Origin of the sequence: Hyphomicrobium sp. DY-1 (genome assembly GCF_047497105.1) — a bacterium.
Lineage (GTDB): Bacteria > Pseudomonadota > Alphaproteobacteria > Rhizobiales > Hyphomicrobiaceae > Hyphomicrobium_B.
Genome location: NZ_CP134870.1, coordinates 3,741,604 through 3,767,166, shown reverse-complemented (window position 1 = coordinate 3,767,166; position 25,563 = coordinate 3,741,604). Strand labels below are relative to the sequence as shown.

The 25,563-nt window shown below is 59.5% G+C and carries 24 protein-coding genes and 2 tRNA genes; 15 read left to right on the top strand and 11 right to left on the bottom strand.

Annotation, left to right across the window (positions count from 1 at the left end):
* Nucleotides 1-73: 73 nt before the first annotated feature.
* From RLW41_RS18215 to RLW41_RS18205, 3 genes are all read left to right on the top strand, one after another.
* Nucleotides 74-1,165 (top strand): replication protein RepA, encoded by a 1,092-nt coding sequence (locus RLW41_RS18215; protein WP_414462356.1) that lies wholly within the window; start codon nt 74-76, stop codon nt 1,163-1,165.
* 782 nt (nt 1,166-1,947) lie between these two features.
* Nucleotides 1,948-2,151 carry a hypothetical protein gene (locus tag RLW41_RS18210; RefSeq protein WP_414462355.1) on the top strand — a complete coding sequence of 68 codons (204 nt, stop codon included), beginning with the start codon at nt 1,948-1,950 and terminating at the stop codon, nt 2,149-2,151.
* On the top strand, nt 2,148-2,483 hold the full coding sequence (locus RLW41_RS18205) for a hypothetical protein (RefSeq protein ID WP_414462354.1): 336 nt from the start codon (nt 2,148-2,150) through the stop codon (nt 2,481-2,483). Before RLW41_RS18210 ends, RLW41_RS18205 begins: the two co-directional genes overlap by 4 nt.
* A 573-nt stretch (nt 2,484-3,056) precedes the next feature.
* Here the strand turns inward: RLW41_RS18205 and RLW41_RS18200 are convergent.
* Both RLW41_RS18200 and RLW41_RS18195 read right to left on the bottom strand, forming a co-directional pair.
* Nucleotides 3,057-4,481 (bottom strand): integrase, encoded by a 1,425-nt coding sequence (locus tag RLW41_RS18200; RefSeq protein WP_414462353.1) that lies wholly within the window; start codon nt 4,479-4,481, stop codon nt 3,057-3,059.
* A gap of 147 nt (nt 4,482-4,628) precedes the next feature.
* Nucleotides 4,629-4,702: transfer RNA gene (locus RLW41_RS18195), tRNA-Gly, on the bottom strand.
* A 255-nt stretch (nt 4,703-4,957) separates the two neighbouring features.
* Here RLW41_RS18195 and RLW41_RS18190 point away from each other — a divergent pair.
* Nucleotides 4,958-6,604 carry an OFA family MFS transporter gene (locus RLW41_RS18190; RefSeq protein ID WP_409563071.1) on the top strand — a complete coding sequence of 549 codons (1,647 nt, stop codon included), beginning with the start codon at nt 4,958-4,960 and terminating at the stop codon, nt 6,602-6,604.
* Between the two features lie 90 nt (nt 6,605-6,694).
* On the opposite strand, the gene RLW41_RS18185 is transcribed toward RLW41_RS18190, so the two are convergent.
* The 7 genes from RLW41_RS18185 to RLW41_RS18155 form a co-directional block, all read right to left on the bottom strand.
* A complete protein-coding gene (locus RLW41_RS18185) occupies nt 6,695-7,357 on the bottom strand; it encodes an ATP-dependent Clp protease proteolytic subunit (RefSeq protein WP_414462352.1) in 663 nt (220 codons plus the stop codon).
* Nucleotides 7,358-7,562: 205 nt separating this feature from the next.
* Nucleotides 7,563-7,868, bottom strand: a complete 306-nt coding sequence (locus RLW41_RS18180) for an ETC complex I subunit (RefSeq protein ID WP_013947286.1) — start codon at nt 7,866-7,868, stop codon at nt 7,563-7,565.
* Between the two features lie 114 nt (nt 7,869-7,982).
* Nucleotides 7,983-8,960, bottom strand: coding sequence for a hypothetical protein (locus RLW41_RS18175; RefSeq protein ID WP_414462351.1), 978 nt, complete (start codon nt 8,958-8,960; stop codon nt 7,983-7,985).
* 749 nt (nt 8,961-9,709) lie between these two features.
* Nucleotides 9,710-9,786: transfer RNA gene (locus RLW41_RS18170), tRNA-Pro, on the bottom strand.
* 82 nt (nt 9,787-9,868) lie between these two features.
* Nucleotides 9,869-10,345 (bottom strand): DUF192 domain-containing protein, encoded by a 477-nt coding sequence (locus RLW41_RS18165; RefSeq protein WP_409563068.1) that lies wholly within the window; start codon nt 10,343-10,345, stop codon nt 9,869-9,871.
* Nucleotides 10,346-10,400: 55 nt separating this feature from the next.
* Nucleotides 10,401-11,000 (bottom strand): cold-shock protein, encoded by a 600-nt coding sequence (locus RLW41_RS18160; protein WP_409563067.1) that lies wholly within the window; start codon nt 10,998-11,000, stop codon nt 10,401-10,403.
* Between the two features lie 249 nt (nt 11,001-11,249).
* A complete protein-coding gene (locus RLW41_RS18155; RefSeq protein ID WP_414462350.1) occupies nt 11,250-11,429 on the bottom strand; it encodes a hypothetical protein in 180 nt (59 codons plus the stop codon).
* A gap of 164 nt (nt 11,430-11,593) precedes the next feature.
* Here RLW41_RS18155 and gloA point away from each other — a divergent pair, with 164 nt between their 5' ends.
* The 6 genes from gloA (at nt 11,594) to RLW41_RS18125 (ending at nt 17,603) form a co-directional block, all read left to right on the top strand.
* Entirely contained in the window at nt 11,594-12,034 is a 441-nt protein-coding gene (gene gloA / locus RLW41_RS18150; RefSeq protein ID WP_409563065.1) for a lactoylglutathione lyase, read from the top strand.
* Nucleotides 12,028-13,257, top strand: coding sequence for a TIGR03862 family flavoprotein (locus RLW41_RS18145; RefSeq protein WP_414462349.1), 1,230 nt, complete (start codon nt 12,028-12,030; stop codon nt 13,255-13,257). Before gloA ends, RLW41_RS18145 begins: the two co-directional genes overlap by 7 nt.
* Nucleotides 13,258-13,422: 165 nt before the next feature.
* Entirely contained in the window at nt 13,423-14,232 is an 810-nt protein-coding gene (locus tag RLW41_RS18140; protein ID WP_409563063.1) for a phosphoadenylyl-sulfate reductase, read from the top strand.
* On the top strand, nt 14,229-15,134 hold the full coding sequence (gene cysD / locus RLW41_RS18135) for a sulfate adenylyltransferase subunit CysD (RefSeq protein WP_409563062.1): 906 nt from the start codon (nt 14,229-14,231) through the stop codon (nt 15,132-15,134). The genes RLW41_RS18140 and cysD overlap by 4 nt, the downstream gene beginning before the upstream one ends.
* A complete protein-coding gene (locus RLW41_RS18130) occupies nt 15,134-16,669 on the top strand; it encodes a GTP-binding protein (protein WP_013947277.1) in 1,536 nt (511 codons plus the stop codon). Before cysD ends, RLW41_RS18130 begins: the two co-directional genes overlap by 1 nt.
* 133 nt (nt 16,670-16,802) lie before the next feature.
* Complete coding sequence (locus RLW41_RS18125) at nt 16,803-17,603, top strand: sulfite exporter TauE/SafE family protein (protein ID WP_409563061.1); 801 nt, start codon at nt 16,803-16,805, stop codon at nt 17,601-17,603.
* A 175-nt stretch (nt 17,604-17,778) separates the two neighbouring features.
* On the opposite strand, the gene RLW41_RS18120 is transcribed toward RLW41_RS18125, so the two are convergent.
* Nucleotides 17,779-19,566, bottom strand: coding sequence for an NADPH-dependent assimilatory sulfite reductase hemoprotein subunit (locus RLW41_RS18120; RefSeq protein WP_414462348.1), 1,788 nt, complete (start codon nt 19,564-19,566; stop codon nt 17,779-17,781).
* Nucleotides 19,567-19,573: 7 nt separating this feature from the next.
* Complete coding sequence (locus tag RLW41_RS18115; protein WP_414462347.1) at nt 19,574-21,355, bottom strand: sulfite reductase flavoprotein subunit alpha; 1,782 nt, start codon at nt 21,353-21,355, stop codon at nt 19,574-19,576.
* A gap of 613 nt (nt 21,356-21,968) precedes the next feature.
* Between RLW41_RS18115 and pqqA the strand changes: the two genes are divergently transcribed.
* The 5 genes from pqqA to pqqE all read left to right on the top strand — a co-directional run bounded on the left by pqqA (nt 21,969) and on the right by pqqE (nt 25,413).
* Nucleotides 21,969-22,058, top strand: coding sequence for a pyrroloquinoline quinone precursor peptide PqqA (pqqA, locus tag RLW41_RS18110; protein ID WP_013947273.1), 90 nt, complete (start codon nt 21,969-21,971; stop codon nt 22,056-22,058).
* Nucleotides 22,059-22,210: 152 nt separating this feature from the next.
* Entirely contained in the window at nt 22,211-23,143 is a 933-nt protein-coding gene (gene pqqB, locus RLW41_RS18105) for a pyrroloquinoline quinone biosynthesis protein PqqB (RefSeq protein ID WP_409563058.1), read from the top strand.
* The gene (pqqC, locus tag RLW41_RS18100; RefSeq protein WP_414462346.1) at nt 23,140-23,916 is read left to right on the top strand and encodes a pyrroloquinoline-quinone synthase PqqC; all 777 of its coding nucleotides are present in this window, start codon (nt 23,140-23,142) and stop codon (nt 23,914-23,916) included. The genes pqqB and pqqC overlap by 4 nt, the downstream gene beginning before the upstream one ends.
* 3 nt (nt 23,917-23,919) lie before the next feature.
* Nucleotides 23,920-24,222 carry a pyrroloquinoline quinone biosynthesis peptide chaperone PqqD gene (pqqD, locus tag RLW41_RS18095; protein WP_409563056.1) on the top strand — a complete coding sequence of 101 codons (303 nt, stop codon included), beginning with the start codon at nt 23,920-23,922 and terminating at the stop codon, nt 24,220-24,222.
* 30 nt (nt 24,223-24,252) lie between these two features.
* Nucleotides 24,253-25,413 carry a pyrroloquinoline quinone biosynthesis protein PqqE gene (pqqE, locus tag RLW41_RS18090; RefSeq protein WP_414462345.1) on the top strand — a complete coding sequence of 387 codons (1,161 nt, stop codon included), beginning with the start codon at nt 24,253-24,255 and terminating at the stop codon, nt 25,411-25,413.
* Nucleotides 25,414-25,563 lie beyond the last annotated feature (150 nt).

The window sequence follows — 25,563 nt, the reverse complement described above, 5'->3', positions numbered from 1 at the left end:
CGACGAACATGCGCACGTGCGCACAACCGCATATGCGCAACTGCGCCATTCAACTGTACGAAGTCTTCCAGGCATGAATCTGCGCAAGGTCCTGCCTACCACCACGCCCGACGAGGGGGACGGCCTCGCGCGCGTTGGCCTTACCCCGACAGCGGGCATCCGCGACGCGGACCTCTTGAAGCAGCTCAACGACGCGCCCTACCTCATCAAGGACTACGAAACCCGCCGCCTTCAAAACGAACAAGCCCGCCGCGACCACCTCGCCGCACTTCCACGCGATGAACGCCGCCGCGCGGAAACCCACCACCTCCTCACAGAAGGGAAGGGGGCCGAACGCGACAGCCTCCGCCACATCCATTCCGTGCTGGCGCTCTGCTCGCTTCCCTACAAGGCCACGCCCGAGCGCTCCTGGGAACGCGAGCAGGGTCAGATGCGGCTCAAGATCAATGCCGGCGAACTCATGAACCCGAACACCGGCAAATGGGAGCCCCAACCGCTGCCCTATGGATCGCGCGCCCGCCTCATCATGATGCACCTCTCCAGCCAGGCCATCCTGCACAAGCGCCCCGACATCGAGATTGAAAGTTCGCTCACCGGCTTCATCCGTTCCATGGGCATCGCGGTGACCGGCGGCAAGCAGGGTTCCATCCACGCCTTCAAGCAACAGATCAACGCGCTCGCCGCCTGCTCCATGCGCATCGGACTTTTTACCGGCAACAACGAGAAGGGGCGCACCATCAGCACGCAGCCCTTCACGTCCCTGGACATCTGGCTGCCCGCAGGCGGCGACCAAAAAATCCTCTGGCCCGAAAAGATCGTCTTCAGCCAAGAATTCTACGCCACGCTCAAAAAGCACGCGCTGCCGGTCAACATGCACGCGGTGCGGGCATTCGCCGGTTCGCCGCGAAAACTCGACATCTACTTCTGGCTCACCTACCGCTTCAACGCCATCGAGGAGGCCAAGCACATCAGCTGGACCGCGCTCAAAGAACAGTTCGGTGTCGGCTACACCCGCGACCGCAAGTTCCGCGCCGACTTCACCGAGGAGATCAAACAGATCAAGGAAGTCTTTCCGAAGCTGCCGGTGCTGCTGTCGGAAAAGGGTTTCACGATTCAACCAGGTGCCGCCGAGGTGATGGCCATTCCGGTCAAGCCTCGGAAATAGTGCATCTAAGTTACGCATATCTGGGGGCGCAGCCCTCCCGTTGCGCTGTCCCGTTCCACGCCCTTCACGCCCACACCTGTGGATCTTCCACGCGCCCAGCGCTCCTTCACCTGGCCACGCATAATCGGGGGCGCCACCGTCTTCGCCCCACGCATATTCAGGGGCGAGGGGCTCTCCCGCGCCACGCATATTCGGGGGCGGCCCACGCGTCTTCGTCATTTCCGGTTTTGCAGTTCAACAGCCGCCTTCCCCTTTTTTCTCCACGCATATCCGGGGGCGCTCTCCTCATCCGCCCACGCATAATCGGGAGCGCTGAACGTCCTCCCCACCACGCATATTCAGGGGCGGCTTCACCCCGAGCCCCACGCATATTCAGGAGCACTCTCCAACGACGACGCTCCCCCGGTTCCATCAGCCCAACCTCGCCGCGAACCCACCTTGCCCCACGCATATCCAGGGGCGCTTCGTCAAAACCGTCCCCGCGCTCAGCAAGGGTTTCCGAAGCGGGCACGCATAATCGGGGGCGGGCCCACGCATATCCGGGGGCGGACCTCACGGAATTCACGCATAATCGGGGGCCAAAACGCGCATATCCGGGTGCGCCTTCCACGCATATCCAGGGGCGCCCTCTATATAGAACAGAACATCCCCTGACCCTCCCGAACCTTTTCTTTCTAAAAATCCTTCAACTTCAAAACAGCAGATTTTTCTTTTCGGGATTGTTGGAGTTGTAGGTGAGGGCAGGGGGTCAGCATCGCTTCCGCCCACGTCCATAGCTCTCCATGCGCGTCACCGACGACCACATCCACTCCCTTGCCCGCAAGCTCATTGCGCTTGCCGCTGAAAGCGGTCCCCGCGATCTTCAACTTCGCCGCGCGCGCCTTGAGGCGACGCTCAAGACGTTTTCAGGGTGCGCCGCGAACGACATCGAGCGCGCTGTCGCCGAAGCCCTTCACGCGGCCGTGGAGGAGTGTTTCAGCCGATGAGCGTCGAGGTCACTCCAAGCGACATCGACAAGCTCGGCCGCAAACTGGTGGAAGCCTTCGCCCGTGTCGGACTCGAGGATCATGCCTTCGGACGGTACTGGCGCATCGTCGGGCTCGTGGAATCATTTTCGGAGCAGGCCCAAGGGGCCTTTGAGCACGAGACCGCGAAAGCCCTCCACAACGCGTTGCAAGGGCGTCTCCGTGCCGTTGCCCGCTATTCTGTCCAGGATGATGCGGCCGTGGTCGCAGAACTCTTGCAATCCCCACCGCGAACGAAGACCAAGGCGCCACCATGGCCATCGCGCGCCGCCCGATTAACCCGCCTCCGATAAAACGTCGCCTCCTCAAACGCATGCGTCCTGGGAAGCCGGCCCCTGCGCAAACGTGAGATGCGGCGGGCCGGGTTCTGCAAGGTGCGTCAGGCATGGTCGTCGGCCGCGGTGGACACGCGGCCTTTCGTTCAGCGGGGCGCATGCGCGAGGCCCGCCGGTTCTTAGTCACGGGAGGTTTCCCTCACCGCCCCGGCCCTGGCTCCTCAGCTGTACCTTGCGTCCAAGAATAATGACTTCACCCTCGCCTCCAAGGTCGCGTGATTCTTCGTTGGGCATGTCGTGTACATCACGCATCCAACTGCCGACCCTGTGTTGCGACCACAGCACAATGACCTCACAACGACGTGATGGTCACGCTTCACCCTCTCATCCCCGCACAACCCCTCTCTTCCCCGCGACCTCCAAAATCCCGCTTGCCAATCGTCGCCGCTGCGCCGCTGATGACCTCCATGACCAAACAAAAGAAGCTTCCCTTCAGCGCAGATGAACTGCAAACGGCGCTCCATGTCGCCGCGAGGCTCGTCACCGAAATAGGCCCGCAGTACATCCCCGTCTTCGAACGAATTGAGCAGCTCATTTCCGAGTTGAAGCACGATGACCCGATTTCGAGGGCCCGCGCCCTCTGCGCTCAAAATTCGCCTCCACCTTGAAAGCAATCTTCTCCAGCCATTCCCGCTTCTTCGCAAGCGAGTAGCCGTCACCGTAATCAGCTTCTTTGCGCGCCCGACCGGCCAGATCGTAATGGTGCTTGTGGCCCATCAACTTCTTCATCAAATCATCCGACGCGTTCACATCCCGCAACCGGTCCTTGAACGTGTGCCGCAGTGAATAAAACGTCTGCCCCGATTTTTCGAAGAGACCATTCTCCCGCATATATTTCGAGACGACCGCGGACAGCACGTCCGATTTGCCGCGGTAGGTCGGGAATCCTTTTGGGAAACGACGCATCGCCGACAACGCTATCCCCACCAAAGGAACATCCCGCACCGACTGCAGCGTTTTGGTGTCTTGAACCCCAGGCACCACGGACACATGCGGCACCTCATCATCCAGAAAAATGCTTCTTTCCGTAAGACCGCAAACCTCCATCGGCCGCATGCCAGTTTCCATGACGACGTAAACAATCGCCCGGGCTTCTTCATTCAAACCGCCTAAAGCCCCGGAAGCGAGCACAACATCGCGCACCCAGCCAATCGAAAACGCCGGCCGCCGCTTTTGCTCCCCTCCACCGATGAACAGCTTCTCGAAAACATCCTCGAGGCCCAACTGATGGTAATCGTTGACGGCATTGATCATACCACGCAGCCGCCCCATGCACGTGTTGGCGGTATCAACCTGCAACTCGCCTTTCGCGATCCTGTTCTGCAGGCTTTTCCTAAGGGCTTGGGCGTCAGCGCGCGTCAAATCCTGGACAGCCTTGTCCCTCCCAACGACCGCAGTAAAGACCTCAACGACATTGTCTCTCGGTATCCTCCAACGCTTCACCTGCTCCGGCGACTTGCGCGCCATTTCCGTCGCCCGAATCTCCATCGTTTCGTCCACAAGCCCGGACAACCGCAACGAACACTCCGGCTGCGCAGGCTCGGCCAATTCGCCCATCAGCGCAGGCCCCACCGTTTTAAACTTTTCGCCCACGAACTCCTTCAACTGAAACAGCCGCCGCACCAACTGCTCAACCTCACTATGAAGCAGAACGTCCCGATGCAAATATTCGAAACCCCGCCGGCGCGCCTCAGCAACCAACCGCGCGTACTTCGCCTTCGCGTCCGGATCGCGGCCGTCCCTTAGCTCCGACCAAAACACCCGAAGTGCCGCATCGAGCTTCGCCACCTGTTGCCGCGCGCGTATCGCCCGAGGATCATCGCTAACTCGGATGCCCGTACTGTGAGTGACCATTTCGCGTTTGTCGTAGGGTTGAAACTCCAACGGCACGCGACGAACGAGGTACCAAAACCCCTGCCGCTTTATCGGTTTCGCTTCGCGCGATTCCTGATCCAAACTTTTCTCCATCACCAACCGTTATGATGGAAACACGCGGCCAATGTTGACGTCGATGTTGACGTAACAAGCCACCCGCATCGCCCCCGCTACCCCGCGAGCACAGCGGATTATGTTTTTCCATCAGTTTGTTAGTGTGGAAATCGTTGGAGCGGGTGATGGGAATCGAACCCACGTATTCAGCTTGGAAGGCTGCTGCTCTACCATTGAGCTACACCCGCGGCAGTCGCGAAGAAGGCGCTTTGTAGCGAATTTTTTCCCAAGAGCAAACGCCTTTGCGACGGCGCGTGGCGAAGGTCGAATTTCCTGCGGCGCAAGGCCGTGCGATCCCTTCCGGGCAATTGTACCCTGCACGATTTAGGACGGAATTTCCGGGGCTCATCGCGGTGCAATGTTGATTGTGTCGCAGCCGAGGTGCACAAAAGCCGGAAAAACGGTCGCACCAAAGCAGCCAATAAACCTGGGGGAATAAACGCATGACAGTGGCCAGTTCCGCAGACCCGTACGCTCCGGGATTGCTCGATAGAGAAAGAATCATCGCCAAGGCGGGGTTCAACCGTTGGCTGGTGCCACCGGCCGCCCTTGCCATCCATCTCTGCATCGGCATGAGTTATGGCCTAAGCGTGTTCTGGCTCCCGCTGTCGCAAGCGCTCGGCATCACCAAGCCGTTGACATGTCCCGACATGACGCTGGCCCAGGCCCTTATCACGACGACTTGCGATTGGCGCGTCAGCGACCTGCTCGTCACCTTCACACTCGGCATCGTGTTTCTCGGATTATCCGCCGCGGTGTTCGGCGGCTGGCTGGAACGCGCCGGGCCACGCAAGGCCGGACTCGTCGCAGCATTATGCTGGGGCGGCGGCTTCCTGATTTCGGCTCTGGCGGTGCACCTGCACCAGTTGTGGCTTCTCTGGCTCGGCCTGGGCGTGATCGGCGGCATCGGCCTCGGTCTCGGCTATATCTCGCCGGTGTCCACGCTGATCAAATGGTTCCCCGATCGCCGCGGCATGGCAACCGGCATGGCCATCATGGGCTTCGGCGGCGGCGCGATGATCGGCTCGCCGATTGCAATCCTGTTGATGAACCACTTCAAGACCGCTGAATCTGTCGGCGTCCAAGAGGCGATGGCCGTGATCGGCGTCATCTACCTCTTCGCAATGTTATGCGGTGCGTTCGGCTACCGCGTGCCGCCGGATGGCTGGAAGCCCGACGGCTGGACCCCGCCAAGCAGCCAAACCAAAGCCCTGATCACGCACGGCCATGTCCATCTCGACAACGCCCACAAGACCCCTCAATTCTGGCTGATCTGGATCGTGCTCTGCATGAACGTCTCGGCAGGTATCGGCGTCCTGGCGATGGCCTCGCCAATGCTGCAGGAAATCTTTGCCGGCAAGTTGATCGGTCTTAACGACGTCTCCTTCAAGGATTTGACGCCAGCTCAAGCCACGATCATCGCAGGAATTGCAGGCGGCTTCGTCAGCTTGCTATCTCTGTTCAACAGCGGCGGCCGTTTCCTGTGGGCGTCACTTTCCGACATCATCGGCCGGAAGACCACGTACTTCTGCTTCTTCGTCCTCGGCATGGCGCTCTATGCACTGGCGCCGACGCTCGCTCATGCCGGCTCGATCGCGTTGTTCGTCGCGGCGTTCTGCGTGATCCTGACGATGTATGGCGGCGGCTTCGCAACGGTGCCCGCATATCTCGCCGATATCTTCGGCACGCAATTCGTCGGCGCCATCCACGGACGGCTATTGACGGCGTGGTCGACGGCGGGCGTCCTAGGCCCGCTGGTGATCGGCTATCTCCGTGACGCACAGATCTCGGCAGGTGTACCGCGCGCCCTCGTCTACGATCGCACAATGTATATCCTTGCGGGCTTCCTGCTCGTCGGCTTCATCGCCAACGCGCTCATTCGCCCGGTCGCCGACAAATGGATGATGAGCGACGCCGAAGTGGCAAAGCTCCAGGCAGCGAAGTCGACGGCAAACGTCAGCACAGGTTCGCACGGCATCGGCTTCGGCGGTGTGAGCCCAGGCGCCATCGTAGCATGGATCGCTGTCGCGATTCCGTTCTTCTGGGGCGTCTGGAATACGCTCGGCAAAGCTACCGTGCTGTTCCGCTAGGAAAAAACAATTCTCCTGTCGGGGGCTCGCTTGCGGACCTCCGGCAGGCGCCGATCAAAGCATGCTCTGGCGCGATCCTTGAGGCTTGCCTCAGATGAGTTGCTGCACGATGTCCGCGTGCTCGTCGACCAGCTCGCGAGCGGTCTTCCAGACCTCATGCCCGCCGGTCATTTGCGCGCGCACGCTATTGATCCACGATTGCGGCACACCAGCAGCTTCGAAGTATTTCTCGAAGAAGCGATCGGTCTCGGAGCCGATCGCCGTTTCCGGCACGCCACTATCCCTTTTCTTGGAAAAGAAATCGCGAAACGCCACCTCGTGGAACATGAACTCCGCACTCGGCGCCGCGAGACGCAGCTGCCCTTGCAGATAGATCGGCACACACATCGACGCGCAGATGCCGCCGGTGTCTACAAGCGTGACAAGCGCATGCGTCTGTCGGATCCTGCCCAGCAGCCGCACGACGTCCGCGCCCTGATCGAGCGACCCGCCCGGCGATGAAAGCGACAAGATGATCTTATGCGCCTCGCCCTTATGGCGCTCGAATGCCTCCGCAATGCGTGACGCCATCGGAGCATCGATCTTTCCGCGCCAGCTTAGATAGAGCGTGTCGTCGCCTGGAACGACCCGGACATCAAGTTTGCCGACACCTGCGAAATAGATCTCGAAGTGATCCCGCGTCTTGAATGCAAGCACGACGAGAAGAAGGATCATCGCACCCCAGATCAGGCGATTGCGCCAGGGCGACGGCATCAGTGTAGCGCCACCAAGCGACCGTGCCGCCGCGCGAGAGAGGTTCGACGTTTTGAGAGATAGGCAAAATGCGCCATCGAGATTGCGTGGCCAGCCGGATCCGCGAAACGGTGTCGCCAACTCCGCCCAATGGCAGACGCAATCTCAAAGCAAGCCCGCGGCGAGTGGCTGGCTCGCGAAACGCGAGTCGCTCGCCACCAACTCATCAGTGCGTCCAGTTGGTCGTCCGCCCGAACTTGAAATTATCCGCGTACGATTTCTTGATTGGCTTGCGCGGCTTTGGTTCGCTGAGCGTGTAGGCGAGGCCCACGCGCGTCGCGTAGGCAATGGCCTCTTCCTTGGTATCGAACTCGAGCCGAACCTGAGCTTGCATGTCTCGCGAACTCACCCAGCCCATCAACGGATCTATGTCGCGCGCGCTGGCCGGCTCGAATTCGAGCACCCACTCCTTCGTCCGCGCCTCGCCGGACTGCATGGCGGTTTTCGCAGGTTTGAAGATCCGTGCCGTCATGGTGGCTCCGCAATGACGAGAAAGTTCGAACGAAGAACGATCGCAATTTAGATAGGGCGACATGGCTCGAATACGCGACCCTCTGCTCCCAAAGTACGCAGGAAATGAGAAAAATCAACGTGCATTCTGACTGCTAGCAGCCTCTCGCCGGAACAAGCGGCGCTGGAAATGCAGCCGGGCGCGGTTGGCGCGACTCAACATGCTCTTCGGCCTCTTGGGTGCCTCAGGGGCAACGATCGCGGGCCGCGTCTCCGGGATTTCCGGCAAGCGAACGTGCATGGCATAATGACCTGCACGCAGAATGTTTTCGAGGCCGACTAACTCGGGCGGTAGAAATGAAAGTGGACGCGGCCATTTCTGAGACTGCAGCCAGCAGAACGTAGCTGGCGCAAGACGAGTTAAGTATCCTTCCTCTTCGTCACGAATGACCGTCGAAAAAGAAGGCAATTGTTTAGCGTCAATCGCTAGCTTCATCTCACTCCAGTGGAGCCTCGCATTGAATCGCCATAGTTCAGGGCTCCATCTGGATGTGTGTCTCCGGTGTGTGATGAGGGGCACATCAATATTCCCCAATGTCGCGCCACGAGCCGCCATCTGTGTCGGAAACCAGTAGTCCCACCATGTTTCGCCGAGCTGGAAATGACCATCAACAATACCGCGGCTCAGCGCAGTATCAAAAAAGAAGGCATCAAACCCATAGCAATTGCCGATAGACGGAGGGTCGTCGCCGCCGAAATCGATGCGCTCGGCGTAGAGCAGGCCGCCTTCCAATTCGTCTGCCAGAACCGCCGCTAAATTCGGATAGGGAAGAATAGCGCAATCGGAATTAATGATCCCCGCGCGTGGGCCAGATCGCTTACGAACGGCCTCGAGAATATCGCCGACAAGCGGCTTGCCCTCGCTGCTGCATGGCTCGATATCAAGATCAAATCCGTAGGCAAGTACCCGTTCAATCTCGGATGGCCCATTGACGGATACCGGCGAAAAGCCTGCGGCTATCCACGAAGCGATAATGCGGTGCTGTTCTTCAAGTTGATCCCCGACTAAATGCGGCGGGACGGACGTAAAAAGGTAGAATGGATGGTCATTCATTATTCAGAATCCGCGAACGGTAGTTTTTTTGAGCGCAATGCAGTTCTGAAATGCCGCTCTTTTTGGCCGCGTTCCCCATCGCTAACCAGCCATCGAGAGAGATCGTAACGTCACGCCATTTCGGGAGCGGGGGGTGATGGGAACCTTGGGGGCTTATATGGCGTCGTGGTCGGAGGATCGACGCGACTTTCATAGCCTACAAGATCGCAGATATACGCGAGCGCTAATGAACTGCTGATCTCGGCCTGAACGGTGGCTGGACACTCGCGTCGTGGCATGATCCCCCCTTGCAAGTATACAGCGCTCTTCATAGCCTAACGCTGGTTTAAGGAGAACCGCTGTTCTCGGCGGGCCTATCGATATCGGTCGATATCGTGGCTGCAGTTGTTTCCCGTCGGCGTCGAACTGGATCAGGGCAAAGGCACCACGCGGCCTGCGACGCTCGATGAGCTTATGTGCCCTACACGAGGCTCTCGCGGCAGCCGGAGAGCGTCACCCGGCGGGGCTGTATCCCTCTTCTGTTTCGAATGGCACCAGCGCCCGGAGAACGTCCTTGCCGGCCACCTTGCCCAAAGCGGTGCGACCGTGCGTCAAGCGCACGGAAACCCGGCGCGTGATGTAGCTCGCAAGCGTCACGTTTGGGTCGAAAGTGGAAGCAGTGATGAACGTTCTGAGGCCGAAAGTCAGAATGGCGACGCTGCCGGAAAGTCCGAATGAAAACGCGCGTTCGGCTAACCTACAGAAAGTATTGGTCGGGGCGACATGATTCGAACACGCGACCCTCTGCTCCCAAAGCAGATGCTCTACCAGGCTGAGCTACGCCCCGACTTGCGCTCTCATCTGCCGCTTTCGCTCGTTAAGGTCAAGTCGCCGCTGGTCAGACACACCATCCCTAATAGCCGCGGGCGTCAGGAACCCGAAAAAATTGGATAACGCACCTTGTCGCCGGCCTTGATGCCAAGGCGCGCCGACGCGCCGCCCGGAATTTCGAGCACAGCTAGAACCGGCGCCCCCGATGAGATCACCCGGTCCGACAGCGCCTCGGCGCGCTCCTCGATGCGCGTAATGGTGCCATCGGCGCGAATGAAAAGCATGTCGAGCGGGATGTACGTGTTGTGCATCCACATCTGAAGACCACGCTCGACGGTGTAGGGGAAGAGCATTCCTTGGTTGTCGCTGAGCTCCGTGCGGAACATCAAGCCAAGAGCTTTTTCCTTCTCGGTGGTCGCGACCTCGATCGTAAACGCATGCTCGGCGCCCCCGGCGGAGACGATCCGCAACGTGTCCTGCCGCATTTTCGCATGCGCGGGCGGCACCAGATCGACGAACGCATTCATCCACGGCCACGCTGCCACGAACAGCGGCGGAAAAATAAAAAGGGCCACGCTGATCGCGGCCCCCTTCGTTGAACTCGGCACCATATTCGCCATTTTGCTCGTGTCAGTTACGAGACGGCAGCCCCGTCGGCACACCATCCGGCCTGAGTTCCGCGGCCATGCAGCCCTTCGATCCGTAACCCCAACGAACCTGAACGATCTGCCCTGGACGCAGCTCAGTGAAGCCGAAGCGGCGCAGCGTTTCCATGTGACAGAAGATATCGGGCGTGCCCTCGCCGCGTGTCAAGAAGCCGAAACCGCGAACGCGGTTGAACCATTTGACGTATGCCCGGCACCAATCGCTTTCCGGCTGCACGATGACATGCGTGCGCTGAGGAAGTTGCGAGGGATGGATCGCCGAACTCTCATCCATGCTGAGAATGCGGAAAGCCTGCATGCCCTTCGGACGGCGCAACACTTCGCAATGAACGCGCGCACCTTCGTAGGCAGTCTGGAAACCTCCGGCCCGGAGGCAGGTCACGTGAAGAAGGATATCGGGCAGTCCATTGTCCGGCACAATAAAGCCGTAGCCTTTGGAAGCGTCGAACCACTTGATCATTCCGGCAACTTCAAAAACTTCAGCTGCCGCGTCGTCGAGCGCTTCTGGGCTGATACCGCCCACTTCCAAAAATTCAGAAAGCCCGGGACGTTTATTATCCCCCATACTTGCTTACCCCGCATATACTGTGCGTCAAACGATAACTCTTTCGCTGCGCCATGCCGCCGAACATCTCGCTTCTGGAAGAGCCCTCTTCAGAAACGAAACACCGAACATCACCGCGAAACGTGGGAAACCATAACACCGGCTCTGGCTGGAACTAGGGGCAATATTTTGGCGCATCCCCCTTGACCATCGGTTGTGATGCTTGAATCCACATCGTGTTTGCTCGCCTAAGAGCATGATAACACGTCATTAAAAAGCATCCTGATTCTTCCCCAGCTTCGATCTCGCGCCGATGTCCGGCAAACTTTCCTCCACATGCGTGGATAGCGCCGTGCGCTCCGAATCACCGATAAGTGATTCGTTCATCGGCACTTGATTTTCCGCGTCTTCGATGGTGCTGATCCAAACGGCGGAAACGAAGATCTCCAATGCTCATCCACAGCAGGACGAAATCGCGCATCGCGAGCGAGCGGGCGCTGTAAGACGTTTCAGGACGCACTGTGGCAGAGGTGCAGCATTCGCGTGTGCGGAAGAATTTTTCGCGCGAGCAACACGACCACTAAGACGATCACACAGCAGGCAAAAGGTGAGTGATGCGCTACTTGCACACGATGGTTCGCGTGACCGATATCGCGGCTAGTCTCAAATTCTATTGCGATGCACTCGGGATGAAAGAGATTCGCCGGATGGAAAATGAGAAGGGTCGCTTCACCCTCATCTTTCTCGCGGCCCCCGAAGACGAAGAGCGCGCGCTGAATGAGAAAGCGCCGATGCTCGAACTTACTTACAACTGGGACCCTGAGCCATACGGCACGGGCCGCAACTTCGGGCACCTCGCATTTCTTGTCGATGACATTTACGCCACCTGCGCAAAACTCCAGGCCGCAGGCGTCACGATCAACCGCCCTCCGCGCGATGGTCACATGGCTTTCGTGCGTTCTCCTGACCTGATCTCAATCGAGCTTCTGCAGAAGGGCGCTTCGCTGCCGTCGCAGGAACCGTGGGCCTCGATGGCGAACACGGGAACATGGTGAGCAAAACCGTCGACGCGAAGGACGTCGCCATCATCGGCGCCGGACCCGCAGGCTTGTTTGCCGCCGAGGTCATCGCGAACGCCGGACATCGCGTCTCTATCTATGAAAGGATGCCGTCGCCCGCGCGCAAGTTTCTGCTCGCCGGCCGCGGCGGCCTGAACCTGACTCATAGCGAGCCGCTCGAACGGTTCCTGACACGCTATGGCGAAAGCGCCGATGAAGTCCGGATGGCCGTCGAAACTTTTCCGCCTGAGCGGCTCATCGCCTGGGCGAACGATCTCGATGCTCAAACTTTCGTCGGCACGAGCGGTCGCGTCTTTCCGAAGGCGATGAAAGCCTCGCCACTGTTGCGCGCATGGTTACGGCGTCTCGACAGCCTCGGTGTTTCCATTAAACCCCGCCACCGCTGGGTCGGGTTCAACGATACCGGCGCGCTGGTATTTGAAACGACTAATGGCCAACTTACGATCACACCCGATGCGGCACTCTTCGCGCTTGGCGGTGGCAGTTGGCCGAAGCTCGGCTCCGACGGCGCCTGGGTTGATCAGTTCCGGAACACCGGTATTACCATCACACCGCTCGAGCCGGCCAACTGCGGCGTCCTCGTATCGTGGTCTGAGGTTTTCAAATCGCGTTTCGAGGGACTGGCTTTAAAGCGCATTGCGCTCTCTATCGCCTCGACAACGGTCCGGGGTGAAGCCGTCGTAACGGCCAACGGCCTGGAAGGCGGAGCAATCTATGCTCTCGGCCCGCATATCCGCGCCACACTTGGCGACGGCAAAAGCGCGACACTTATAGTGGACCTCAAACCGGACCTCACGCAGTCGGCCCTCGCCGAACGTCTCGGCCGCCGCCGCTCGGGCGAAACGCTGACGAACTTTCTGCGCAAGGCAGCCCATCTCGATCCGGTCGCCGTCGCCCTCCTTCGCGAAGGGAATGCAGCGCTACCCGACAGCGCCGACGCCCTTGCCGCGCGCATCAAAGCTCTACCCCTACAGGTTGTAGGGGTGACCGACATCGACAGGGCTATCTCGACCGCTGGCGGCGTCACTTGGACCGCGTTGGACGAGAACCTCATGCTCAAAGACCGCCCCGGCCTGTTTGTCGCAGGCGAAATGCTTGATTGGGAAGCACCCACCGGCGGTTATTTGCTGCAGGGGACCTTCGCAACCGCCGCATCGGCAGCAAATGGCTTGCTCGGATGGCTCGCGCGACGACAATGATTTCCACACGCTGCCGCCGGCGTAGCGAACGCCATTCTCAAGCGCCGCAAGAAAGGAACGCGGCCATTTCGCGATAGTTTGAGAAATAATATCCTATTCTTATTTATAGAAATGCCTTCTCAGGAGAATAGTTTTCCACTATGTAGCGGCACACGGAGGTCCTTCATGACGCTGTTCGAAGCACCGGCATTCGCCCCCGCAGGCCAGCCGACCGATATTCATTCCGCGGCGCAACATGCGCTCGCAGCCGAACTCGACCACAAGCTCGCAGAGCTGACGACGCTCGAAGAGCGCCTGTCGGCAATCCGCGCAGCCGTCGACGGCACCGTCTCCTTCTCCACCAGCCTCGGCATCGAGGATCAGGCGATCACGCACGCCATCGCGGTGAGCGGAACCGATATCGACATCTTTACGCTCGACACCGGCCGGCATTTTCCCGAGACGCTCGACACGCTGTTCGATACCGAAGGCAAGTACGGCATCAAGATCCGGGTGATGTTCCCTGAGTCCGCCGAAGTCGAAGAGCTGGTTGAAAACGACGGCGTCTACGGTTTTCGCTATTCGATCGAAGCGCGCAAAGCTTGCTGCGAAATTCGCAAAGTCCGTCCGCTGAATCGGGCGCTACATGGTGCTGCTGGTTGGGTGACCGGTTTGCGCCGCGAGCAGTCACAGGGCCGCTCGCATGTTCCATTCGCGAGCTACGATCCTGTGCAAAAGCTCATCAAACTCAACCCAATCGCTGACTGGTCTCTTGAAAAACTCGAAGACTACGTTGCAGCCAACAAAATTCCCGTGAATGCTCTGCATGCGAAGGGATTCCCGTCGATTGGATGCCAACCGTGCACACGCGCCATCAAGCCGGGCGAAGACATCCGTGCCGGCCGCTGGTGGTGGGAAAACGAGAACGGCAAAGAATGCGGACTTCATACGCAGCCCCAAGACCCTGGTTTCGAACCGAAGGACCGCGCGGCATGACGGCCTCGCCATCGCATCTTGATCTGCTCGAAGCAGAAAGCATCCATATTTTCCGCGAGGCTGCAGCGCAGTTCCGCAAGCCCGTGATGCTCTATTCTATCGGCAAGGATTCGACCGTCCTGCTGCACTTGGCGCGGAAGGCCTTCTTCCCGCAGGCGGTGCCGTTTCCGCTGCTGCACGTCGACACGACGTGGAAGTTCAAGGATATGATCGCTTTTCGCGATCGGACGGCACGTGAACTCGGTCTCGATCTGATCGTTTACACCAATCACGACGGCATCAAGCGCGGCATCAATCCGATTGATCACGCGCCTTCGATCCACACCGACGTGCTGAAAACACAGGCCCTGAAACAAGCGCTCGACAAATACGGCTTCGACGCGGCCTTCGGCGGTGCTCGCCGGGACGAAGAAGCGAGCCGCGCGAAAGAACGCGTTTTCTCGTTCCGTGCCCCCGGCCATCGGTGGGATCCGCGCAAGCAGCGCCCCGAGATGTGGAACCTGTTGAACGGGCGCCTCGGTACCGGCGAAACCGTGCGCGTCTTCCCAATGTCCAATTGGACCGAAAAAGACGTTTGGCGTTACATTCTGCGCGAAAAGCTCGATGTCGTTCCGCTCTACTTCGCGGCCGAGCGGCCGACCATCGTGCGCAACGGGCAAATCCTGATGCAGGATGACGAACGTCTGCAACCGCGGGACGGCGAGAAAGTCGAGATGCGCAAGATCCGCTTCCGCACGCTCGGCGACTACCCGCTCACCGCAGCGGTCGAATCCGAAGCCGAAACGATCGAAGCCGTCGTCGCCGAAACGCTCAACGCGCAGACGTCGGAACGCCAGGGCCGTCTGATCGATCACGACCAAGCCGGCGCAATGGAAAAGAAGAAGCAGGAAGGCTATTTCTAATGTCGGTGCACGCCCTCCATAAAATTCAGCCCGCCGCCAACGAGGCGCCACGCCTGGAAGTCGTGCCGAACCTCGTGCGCGATCTCGGCGGCATTACACACCTGCTGACGTGCGGATCTGTTGACGATGGCAAATCGACGTTGATCGGCCGCATGCTGTGGGATGCTTCCGACCTTTACGAGGATCAGCGCGAGAACGTCCGCAAGTCGGGCCGCAAAGCTGCGGGCACCGATCTCCCCGATTTCTCGATGCTACTCGATGGCCTCGTCGCAGAGCGCGAGCAAGGCATCACGATCGACATTGCGTGGAAATATTTCGACACGCCGACGCGCCGCTTCGTCATCATCGATTCACCTGGCCATGAGCAGTACACACGCAACATGGCGTCGGGCGCATCTCACGCCGACGTCGCGATCGTTCTGGTCGATGCCCGCTCGGGCGTGAAGAAGCAGACCAAGCGACACACGGCCATCCTCGATCTCGTCGGCGTCAAGCACGTCGTGCTCGCCGTTAACAAGATGGACTTGGTCGGCTGGTCGGAAGACGTGTTCCGCAAGATCGAAGCCGACTTCCGCACACTCTGCTGGAAATTCAATTTCTGGGACGCGACCGCCGTGCCGCTCTCGGCTGTGTTCGGCGACAACGTCACGACCCAATCGAGCAACATGTCCTGGTACACCGGCCCGACGCTCATCCAGCACCTGGAGAAGACGCCGAGCCGCGTCAGCGAAGCCGGCTCCGTGTTCCGCTTCCCCGTGCAGACGGTTCTGCGCGACAGCCAGGATTTCCGCGGCCTCGCAGGCACCGTCACGTCCGGCTCGATCAAGGTCGGCGACGAAGTCATCGACACGCTAAGCAACGCAGGGGGCAAAGTCGTTCGCATCGCCACGATGAATGGCGATCTGCAAAGCGCCTCGGCCGGCCAGGCCGTCGCGCTTCAGCTCGATGTCGATATCGATGTCTCGCGCGGCGCGGTTCTCTCGAAGCGTGATATGCTTCCCGTCGCGGCCCAGACCGTCGAAGCGCGTTTTGTTTGGTTGTCGGAAGATGCCTTCAGCCCCACCGCAGGTTATCTGCTGCGGACATCGACTGATCTCATTCCGATCTCGAACATCGAGGTCAAGGCGCTTCTCGATCTCGAGACTATGGCCTCGCGCCCGGCGCGCAGCTGCGGTGCCAACGACATCGCCATCGCCAAAATCTCATTGGGACGCGCTGCAGCCATCGACGTCTTCACCGAAACGCCTGAAACTGGCACGCTGCTGCTCGTCGATTCCGTAACCGGTGCCACGATGGCTGGTGGCGTCGCGACGGCTGTCAGCGCCAAGGCAGAAGAGCCGACCGAAGGTCACTTCGTCCTGAAGCGTGACATGCTGGCGAACGGCCTCAACCGCGACCTGTCGATGAGTTCGAAAGATCGCGAAGAGTTCATGCGGCGCGCCAACGAAGTGGCGATTATTCTCCGTGCGGCCGGCATCGCCGTCGCCATTGAGCCGCCACCCCCCGTCGACGACGGCATGGATCCTGGGCTTTAGGTTTCATCACGAAGTCATCCTCGGCAGAAAGTCGAGGATGACGGCCCTGCTCACCCCATTTCAACGAAACTCCAAGATTGCAGACGGCGGCGATCTCGCGTAGGTCTGACTGTCACGTTCCCTGCGGAATCCCATGCCGGAATTCGATCTCAGCACTCTCTGGCCCATGGTCGTCGCTGGCGGCTTCGTCGTCGGATTTCTTGTCGGCCTGACAGGCGTTGGCGCCGGCTCGCTGATGACACCATTTCTCATCACGCAGATCGGCGTGCCGCCAACGCTCGCCGTCGGAACGGACCTTCTTTTCGCATCCATCACGAAAGCCTCGGCCGCGTGGCCGCATCATAACTTCGGCAACGTCAACTGGCGCCTTGTCGGATGGCTTGCAGCCGGAAGCGTTCCAGGCTCGCTCGCGATGCTGGTGCTACTTCATCTCCTTGATCCCGACACCACGGCTCTCGGCCTGTTCATCAAGGAAGCGCTGATCGCGGCCCTGATCATCAGTTCCGTCGCCATTCTGATTTATCCGCTTGTCGTCCGCGGTCGCGCACAGGTCGGCGAGCCTCCCGAATTCAAAATCCGCTACTTGCCGACGCTTCTTCTTGGGCTGACGTTGGGCTCGATTGTAACTCTGACGTCGGTCGGAGCAGGCGCGATCGGCGTCGTGGTCCTGACGCTGCTTTATCCGACGCTCAGAACTCGCCGTCTGATCGGGACCGATATCGTCCATGCCGTGCCGCTGACGCTGATATCGGGCCTCGGCCACCTGTCAATCGGAAACGCCAGCTTTGCGCTGCTGGGCCTACTGCTCGTTGGCTCGATCCCCGGCATCGCCATAGGCTCGCGTCTCACAGGCCTGCTGCCCGATTGGCTGCTGCGCGTGTTCCTTGCGCTGATCCTGTGCTTCGCCGCCTATCAGCTCGCACACAAATTATAGCGCACATACCAACAACGTCATCCCGGCGCAGGCTGGGACCCAGTCCAATCTCAACCTTCGTCATATTGAGACTTGCCGGAGTGCCGATCTTCGTCGGCACGAGACAGATCGAAGCGATTTTTTGCGCTTGGCGGCCGGCGCGCGGAACGCGTGTCGCCAAGCGCAAGAAAAGAGTTCAAACCAGCTTCACGTCCGCGTGGAACTGATTGCCTGCCGTCGTCTCTTTCACATAGCCCGACCGGATCGCGAAATCGCCAAAGCGCTCGCCGTCATTCCGCGTCTTTGCGTAATTGATGAAGATCGGCTCAAGCAGTGACACGATCCGCTGCTTGTCGACGTCCTGCGCGTAAAGCTTCGACAGCCGCGAACCGTTGAAGGCCGCACCGAGATAGAGGTTGTAAAGCCCTGGGTTACGCCCGACCAACCCGATTTCGGCCAGATACGGCCGCGCACAGCCATTCGGGCACCCCGTCATGCGGATGACGATATCGTCGTCTTTCAGACCCGCGCGATCGAGGCTCTCCTCAAGCGCGGTTACGAGATCGGGCAGGAACCGCTCGCTCTCCGCCAGAGCAAGACCGCATGTCGGCAACGCCACACACGCCATTGCGTTGCGGCGCAGCCCCGAAGAGACACCGAGTTCAACGCCATGCGACGTCAGAATGCCTTCGATCTTCGCCTTCGATTTTCCCGGCACATTGGCGAGGATGACGTTCTGGTTCGCCGTGCAGACGAAATCACAAATACCGAGATCGGCAATCTCGCGCAGCGCCGTTCTCAGCGTAAAACCTGGCCGATCCTTGATGCGGCCGTTCTCGACGAACAGCGTCAGATGCCAGGGCTTATCGGCGCTCTTCTTGCCGTCGATCGTTTGCCGCCAACCGATCTTGTCGCCCGTGCTCGCAAACTTGAATGGCTTCGGCTTGCCAAGTTTGAACCCTGCCCGCTTTTCCACTTCCTCGCGGAAGTTGTCGAGCCCGCGATCCTCGATCGTGTATTTCAAACGCGCCCGCGCCCGGTTCTCGCGGTTGCCCCAATCGCGCTGCACGGTCACGATCTTTTCGGCGAGCGTAACGGCCTGCTCCGGTGTGCAGAAACCAAGCAGATCGGCGGTGCGCGGAAACGTATTCGGATCGCCGTGCGTCATGCCCATTCCGCCGCCGACCGTCACATTCCAGCCGACAAGCTCGCCCTTCTCGACGATGGCGATGTAACCCAGATCGTGTGCGTAAATATCGACGTCGTTATCTGGCGGCACCGCCACGACGACTTTGAATTTGCGCGGCAGGTAATGGACGCCGTAGATCGGCTCGACATCCTCTTTCGCCGGACCCGATTTATCTTCGACCTTCTCGCCGTCGAGCCAGATCTCGTGATAGGCGCCGGTCTTCGGCAAAAGATGCTCGCTGATCTCTTTGCCGAGATCGTAAGCCTGCCGATGCGCCTTCGACAGATCGGGATTGGCCGCCGTCATGACATTGCGGTTGACGTCGCCGCAGGCTGCAAGCGTATCGAGGCAGATGTCGTGAAACCCCTGCATCGTCCGCTTCAAGTTCGACTTGATGACGCCGTGAAACTGAAATGTCTCGCGCGTCGTCAGCCGCATCGAACCGTTGGCATAGGTGCTCGCGATGTTGTCGAGGCCGATCCACTGCTTGGCGCCAAGGAAGCCGCCGGGAATGCGCAGTCGGATCATGAAGGCGTAGGCCTTCTCGAGCTTCTTCTTGGATCGCTCGCCGCGCACATCACGGTCGTCTTGAATATACGAACCGTGGAACTTGATGAGCTGCTGATCGTCCTCGGCGATGGCGCCGGTCTCGACCTGCCGCAATCCTTCAGCCAGCGTCCCGCGCAGCTGATGGCTCTTCTCTTTGATGAACTCGTTCTTCGAGCGTTTATCGGTCATTTCGACTGTTCCCGGCATTCCCCTCTCCGATCGCCCCTGTGATGGGGAGAGGGACATTCAATTCTTAATACACGTCGCGCTGATAGCGCCCGGCCTTCGTCAGCTCCTTGAGCTTGGCGCGGCCGGCTTCTTCGTCACCCTTCAGCGGCTCGGCGAGAATCTTGACGAGCATCTGATCGACGTCCTTCGCCATGCCCTTCTCGTCGCCGCAGACATAGATGTGCCCACCCTCTTCGAGCCACGTGCGGAGATCGTCGCGACGCTCCCACAGGCGATGCTGCACGTAAATCTTCTCCGGCTGGTCACGCGAGAAGGCCACGTCGATCCGCGTGAGATCGCCCGACGCCAGATAGTCCTGCCATTCGAGCTGATACAGGAAATCGTTGGTGAAGTTGCGTTCGCCGAAGAACAGCCAGCTCTTGCCCTTTGCACCGTCCGCAACGCGCTCTTCGACAAAGGCGCGATAAGGTGCAACGCCCGTGCCTGCACCAATCATGATGATCGGCGTATGCCCATCGGGCGGCAGACGATAATGCCGGTTCGACTTGACGTAGAGACGCGCCGTCTGTCCGACTTTTCGCCGCTCGCCGAGGAACGTCGACGAAACGCCCTTGCGAACACGGCCGTGAGATTCCCAGCGCACCGCACCGACGAGCAGATGCGCTTCACCCGGATGCGCTTTCAGGCTCGACGCCACCGAATAAAGCCGCCCCGGCAATGGCCGCAGCAAGCTCGTCAATTGCTCAGCCGTCAGCTTTTCCGGATAAGCCTGGAAGAAGTCGATGAGCTGCCGATCTGAAGCGAACTTCGGATAGGCCTCGCCTTCAAGCAGCGCCTTCGCGTCAGCGCGTCCCGTCAGCTTGGCGAAGTTCTCGACGAACGAGCGCGACAGCGTCGTGACGTCATAGGATTTCTGCAGCTTCAAAAGCAGCGCCGCGTCTGAACCGAGACCAACCGCCTGCAGCACGTCGTCAACGAGCGCGGGATCGTTCTCCGGGTACATGCCGATCGCGTCGCCAGGCTTGTAGGTGAACGCCGGATCGTCGAATGCGAACTCGGCGTGCCACGTCTCGCGCGTCGAGCCCGTGCCGTTCAAGTTTACAAGAGCGGAAATCTCTGCTTCGAGCGGATGCTCGGCCGTATATTTCGGCTCATCATCATCGGCAAACTGAGCAGCCGCCCCGAAATCGACATGGACGACCGTGCCGCTCGCCGCCTCTTCCTTCGGCGCGAGTTTCGCGAGCGCGTTTTCCGTCCAGTCTGCCGCCTGCTTCACGTAATCGAGATCGAGATCGACCCGATCGAACGACCGTACGCCACCGAGTTCTTCAAGACGGGCATCGATGGCCCGACCGACCGCACAGAACTGCGCATAGGCCGTATCGCCCAGCGCCAGAACCGCGAACCGCACGCCGTCGATGCGTGGCGCCGCGTCGCTCATTAGGGTCTGATAAAAGTCGACCACGCGCGACGGTGGATCGCCTTCGCCCCAGGTTGCAGCAAAAACGACGATGTTCTTCGCCTTGGCCAGCAGCGCCATGTCGGCGTCGGCCATATCGAAAACCTTGGCATCGAGACCGTGCTTCTGGGCGGCCTTCTTGGCCTTGTTCGCCAGTGCTTCGGCGTTGCCGCTCTCGCTGGCATAAAGAATAGTCAGCGGCGCCCGCGGCCTTGCGGCGGGAACTGCCTGCCCTACGCTGCCACCCTGAGCCGCCTCAAAACCTGCGAAGAAACCGGCAAGCCAAGAGCGCTGCTGCGGAGTTGTCCGCGCAACTACTTTGTTCAGCATCTCGATCTCTTCCGGCAGAAACGGCGCGTTACGCGGAAGCAGAGGGGTGGCGGTCACAAAAAGCTCTCCTTAATCAGGGCCTTCAGCCCGAAATCCTTCAGCCCGGACATCAAGATGCGGGCCTAACGCGCCTTTGATCTCAGCGAAAGCCCCATCTTTGTGATCGAACCAATCACTTTGATCGATCATTTAGCCATCAATGGCTAACGGACCATCCAATAACTGGCACCAGCCCGACGCTCGTTTGCATACGTCATTTTGGAACAATTTTCTACATACCTGCGGCATTCCACCCCAAATATAAGAATAATATTCTAACGCGCTAGACATTCGACCCGATTTGGATGCGCCTGCGCCGAAATCGCGAAGCTTCTACGGGAGGTGCCAGGCCGCCTCATCCGCTCCGGACGCATTTCCGAGCCGGCAATCATCCTCTCGCACATGCTCACAGAACGTCCTGGATCAGACCCACACGCAGACGTGAAGGGCATTGATTTGAAAAGAAGTCTCGAAACGTGATCTTTTGCGGTTGGTAGCGGTTCGAGCCTTGACTTTGAAAGGCCGATCCGCAGATTGGGCCGGCACAAACATAAGTGCCTGCACCAATCGAGTGGACCCTCGGCGGGGTCTGCTGAGTAGGGAAAGCAGTTCACCGCTTGGAGGAAACACCATGAAGACTTGGACGAAGCCCGAAGTTCGCGAGCAGGAAGTTGGTCTCGAAGTCACGAGCTACCTTCCGGCAGAAATCGACCTCATCTAATCAGATGAAGTCTTCGGTCTCGCAAATCTTGTGAGATACCGGCGCGGCGGTCGATTTTTGGCGAATCGGCCGCCGCAGCCTTATAGCTCTCGAAAAAGGACAGAGAGCGCTGCCGGCTTCGGCGACCCGTCGGCGTAAATCAAAAATCAGCGATGCTTATAAAAGTGCTTGGATCCGCCGCTGGGGGCGGATTCCCGCAATGGAATTGCAACGGCTATCACTCATCGCGAGTGCGCGCCGGAGAAGCGGGATATAAGGCAAGGCTGCAATCCTCTCTCGCTGTCAGTTCTGACGGCGCAAACTGGGTATTGCTCAATGCCTCCCCGGATATTCGTCAGCAGATCAACGAAACGCCCGAGCTTCAGCCGGCGCGCTCCGGTCCGCTGCGAACTTCACCCATTAAGGCCGTCGTCGTCACCAACGCCGACGTCGATCACATCACCGGCCTCTTGAGCCTGCGCGAAGGCCAGCCGTTCTCGATCTACGGCTCCGACCGTGTGCTGGCGACGCTCGCCGCAAATTCGATCTTCGACGTCCTGGCGGCAGATAAGGTCAAACGCATCACCTTCGAACTCGACAAGCCGACCCGCCTCGAAGGCGCAGGCCAGGATCTCGGTCTCGTCGTCGAAGCTTTCGCGGTCCCCGGAAAAATCGCGCTGTTTCTCGAGAAGGGCGACACCAGCAACAATTTCGGCAGTCGCGATGGCGACACGATCGGCCTCAAGATCACCGACGCCAAAACCGGCAAAGCATTCTTTTATATTCCGGGCGTCGCCGAGATCGATCCGCCGTTGGCGGAAAAAATCCGCGGCGCCGAGCTGATCTTTTTGGACGGCACGCTGTTTACCGATGACGAAATGCTGGCCCAGGGGCTGCTGAACAAAACCGGCAAGCGCATGGGTCACATCTCTGTGTCGGGCTCCGATGGCTCGATCGCCGCCTTGAGCAAGCTCAACGTGAAGCGCCGGATTTACGTCCACATCAACAATTCCAACCCAATCCTGGACGAAAATTCAGAAGCCCGTAAAGTCGTCGAAGCATCCGGTTGGGAAGTCGGCTTCGATGGCATGGAGGTCCGCCTATGAACCCGGTTAGTCTTGAAAAGAAAACCGCAGAACGGCTCGGCAACGAGCCGCCGATGTCGACATCCGATTTTGAAGCAGCACTTCGCGCCATCGGCCCCGAGCGCTATCACGACTTGCATCCGTTTCATCACATGCTGCACGGCGGCAAGCTGAATAAGGGCCAAGTGCAGGCCTGGGCGCTGAACCGCTACTGCTATCAGTCAGCAGTGCCGCGAAAGGACGCCGCTCTTGTCAGCCGCGTTTACGACCGCGAACTCCGCCGAGAGTGGACACATCGCATCCTCGATCACGATGGACTGCTGCCGGATGAGCAAGGTGGCATCGAACGCTGGCTGGTGTTGACGGACGGCTTGGGCCTCGACCGAGAATACGTCATTTCGCGTCGTGGCGCGCTTCCCGCTACGGTTTTCGCGGTTGAGTCCTATGTCACGTTCGTTCGCGAACAGCCGCTGACCATCGCCGTGGCCTCGTCCCTCACCGAGCTTTTCGCTCCGAGGATCCATAAAGAACGGATCGTCGGCATGCTCGAAAACTACGATTTCATCGACGATAAGGTGATGGCGTATTTCAAGCGCCGGCTGACGCAAGCGCCGCGCGATGCCGATTTCGCGCTGCAATACGTGCTGAAAAACGCCAAGACACGCGACGAGCAGGAGGCCTGCATCGAAGCTCTGCGCTTCAAGTGCAACGTGCTGTGGGTGCAGCTCGACGCTCTCTATCACGCCTATGTCGACGGACACATTCCGCCGGGCGCGTTCCGGCCAGAGGCTTGATTGATGAGCGAAACCACTCGCACACGCGTGATTATAGCGCCGACTTCAAAACCGGCGCTGCCACCCCACATTAAGCTGAGACACGATCCCGGACGCGGTCGCTGGCATGTTCTGGCGCCGGAACGCGTATTCGAACCGGACCCGATTGCCATCGAAATCCTGAAGCGCTGTGACGGCGTCACTTCGGTCGAGCAGATCGCGAATGATCTTGCCAAAGACTACAACGCGCCTGTGCAGGAAATTCTGATCGACACGATAGCCATGCTTCAGGAGCTGTCGGACAAGGGCGTGATCAAAGCTGCTTGAGGAAACCCGGGACAGAACGGAGCTGACGTCATGAACGAAATAGCGCCGATGGAGCAATTCTCCGAAAAGCCCGTTGTCGAGGCTTGCGCGCGAGCCCCTGTCGGCCTACTCGCCGAGCTGACGCACCGGTGCCCGCTGCAATGTCCCTATTGCTCAAATCCGCTTGAGCTTGATCGCGTCAACAGCGAGCTGACCACGGAGCAATGGCAGGACGTGATGCGCCAGGCCGCCGAGCTTGGTATCCTGCAAATCCATCTCTCCGGCGGCGAGCCGACAGTTCGCAAGGATCTTGAAGACATCGTTGAGGTCGCGGCCAAGGCTGGCCTGTATACCAATCTCATCACCGCGGGCGTTACGCTGACGCGGGATCGCCTCGCACGCCTGAAGGATTTGGGTCTCGATCACGTTCAGCTCTCGATCCAGGACGTAGACGATGTCAACGCGGAAAAGATCTCCGCTTACAAGAACGGCCTCGCGAAGAAGCGCGAAGTCGGCAAGTGGGTGCGCGAGCTTGAGATGCCTCTCACCATCAATGCGCCGATCCATCGCCTCAATATCGAGAACCTGCCGAATATCATCGACTTCGCCGTCGAGATGGGCGCTGGCCGCATCGAGGTCGCCAATATTCAATATTATGCGTGGGCATTAAAGAATCGCGCCGCGCTGATGCCCACTCGCGCCCAAGTTCTGAAAAGCGCCGAAATCGTCGAAGCTGCGAAAGAGCGCCTGAAGGGCGTCATGGTCTTCGACTTCGTCGTGCCGGACTATTACGCCAAAACACCTAAGCCCTGCATGGGCGGCTGGGGTCGCGGCGTGATGAACGTCACACCGCAAGGGCGCGTCCTTCCCTGCCACGCGTCGGAGACCGTCCCGGGACTTATCTTCGATAACGTTAAGGATCGCCGCTTGGCCGATATCTGGCTCAACGGCCAAGCCTTCCAGATGTATCGTGGCACGAGCTGGATGAAGGAGCCCTGCCGCGGCTGTCCGCGCGCAGAAATCGATTTCGGCGGCTGTCGCTGCCAGGCCATGGCTTTCACCGGCGACGCAGCAAATACCGATCCGGCGTGCAAGCTCTCACCCCACCACGAAGCGTTCGTGGCCGCCGCCGAACGAGAAAGCGCCGAGCAAACGCCGCCGCCATTCGTCTATCGGCGCATGAGCCCGGTGAAGGCGCCGGCGGCTGAATAATTTGTAAGAAAACGCCCGCTTGACGTGTGTTTGCGACGCAAAAGACATCCGACTAATTCACTAGTCGGTGCGGCATTCTGTTCGGGCGAAGTTCAGAAATTAAATGCCAATTTCCGGAGACTGAGCTATGAGTTGCAACGTTTCTAAAGT

Bases quoted from the DNA above. Each gene is read 5' to 3' on its own strand.
- RLW41_RS18215 (WP_414462356.1), top strand. From the start codon at position 74: ATGAATCTGCGCAAGGTCCTGCCTACCACCACGCCCGACGAGGGGGAC.
- RLW41_RS18210 (WP_414462355.1), top strand. From the start codon at position 1,948: ATGCGCGTCACCGACGACCACATCCACTCCCTTGCCCGCAAGCTCATT.
- RLW41_RS18205 (WP_414462354.1), top strand. From the start codon at position 2,148: ATGAGCGTCGAGGTCACTCCAAGCGACATCGACAAGCTCGGCCGCAAA.
- RLW41_RS18190 (WP_409563071.1), top strand. From the start codon at position 4,958: ATGACAGTGGCCAGTTCCGCAGACCCGTACGCTCCGGGATTGCTCGAT.
- RLW41_RS18185 (WP_414462352.1), bottom strand. From the start codon at position 7,357: ATGCCGTCGCCCTGGCGCAATCGCCTGATCTGGGGTGCGATGATCCTT.
- RLW41_RS18180 (WP_013947286.1), bottom strand. From the start codon at position 7,868: ATGACGGCACGGATCTTCAAACCTGCGAAAACCGCCATGCAGTCCGGC.
- RLW41_RS18175 (WP_414462351.1), bottom strand. From the start codon at position 8,960: ATGAATGACCATCCATTCTACCTTTTTACGTCCGTCCCGCCGCATTTA.
- RLW41_RS18160 (WP_409563067.1), bottom strand. From the start codon at position 11,000: ATGGGGGATAATAAACGTCCCGGGCTTTCTGAATTTTTGGAAGTGGGC.
- gloA (WP_409563065.1), top strand. From the start codon at position 11,594: ATGCGCTACTTGCACACGATGGTTCGCGTGACCGATATCGCGGCTAGT.
- RLW41_RS18145 (WP_414462349.1), top strand. From the start codon at position 12,028: ATGGTGAGCAAAACCGTCGACGCGAAGGACGTCGCCATCATCGGCGCC.
- RLW41_RS18140 (WP_409563063.1), top strand. From the start codon at position 13,423: ATGACGCTGTTCGAAGCACCGGCATTCGCCCCCGCAGGCCAGCCGACC.
- cysD (WP_409563062.1), top strand. From the start codon at position 14,229: ATGACGGCCTCGCCATCGCATCTTGATCTGCTCGAAGCAGAAAGCATC.
- RLW41_RS18130 (WP_013947277.1), top strand. From the start codon at position 15,134: ATGTCGGTGCACGCCCTCCATAAAATTCAGCCCGCCGCCAACGAGGCG.
- RLW41_RS18125 (WP_409563061.1), top strand. From the start codon at position 16,803: ATGCCGGAATTCGATCTCAGCACTCTCTGGCCCATGGTCGTCGCTGGC.
- RLW41_RS18120 (WP_414462348.1), bottom strand. From the start codon at position 19,566: ATGTCCCTCTCCCCATCACAGGGGCGATCGGAGAGGGGAATGCCGGGA.
- pqqA (WP_013947273.1), top strand. From the start codon at position 21,969: ATGAAGACTTGGACGAAGCCCGAAGTTCGCGAGCAGGAAGTTGGTCTC.
- pqqB (WP_409563058.1), top strand. From the start codon at position 22,211: ATGCTTATAAAAGTGCTTGGATCCGCCGCTGGGGGCGGATTCCCGCAA.
- pqqC (WP_414462346.1), top strand. From the start codon at position 23,140: ATGAACCCGGTTAGTCTTGAAAAGAAAACCGCAGAACGGCTCGGCAAC.
- pqqD (WP_409563056.1), top strand. From the start codon at position 23,920: ATGAGCGAAACCACTCGCACACGCGTGATTATAGCGCCGACTTCAAAA.
- pqqE (WP_414462345.1), top strand. From the start codon at position 24,253: ATGAACGAAATAGCGCCGATGGAGCAATTCTCCGAAAAGCCCGTTGTC.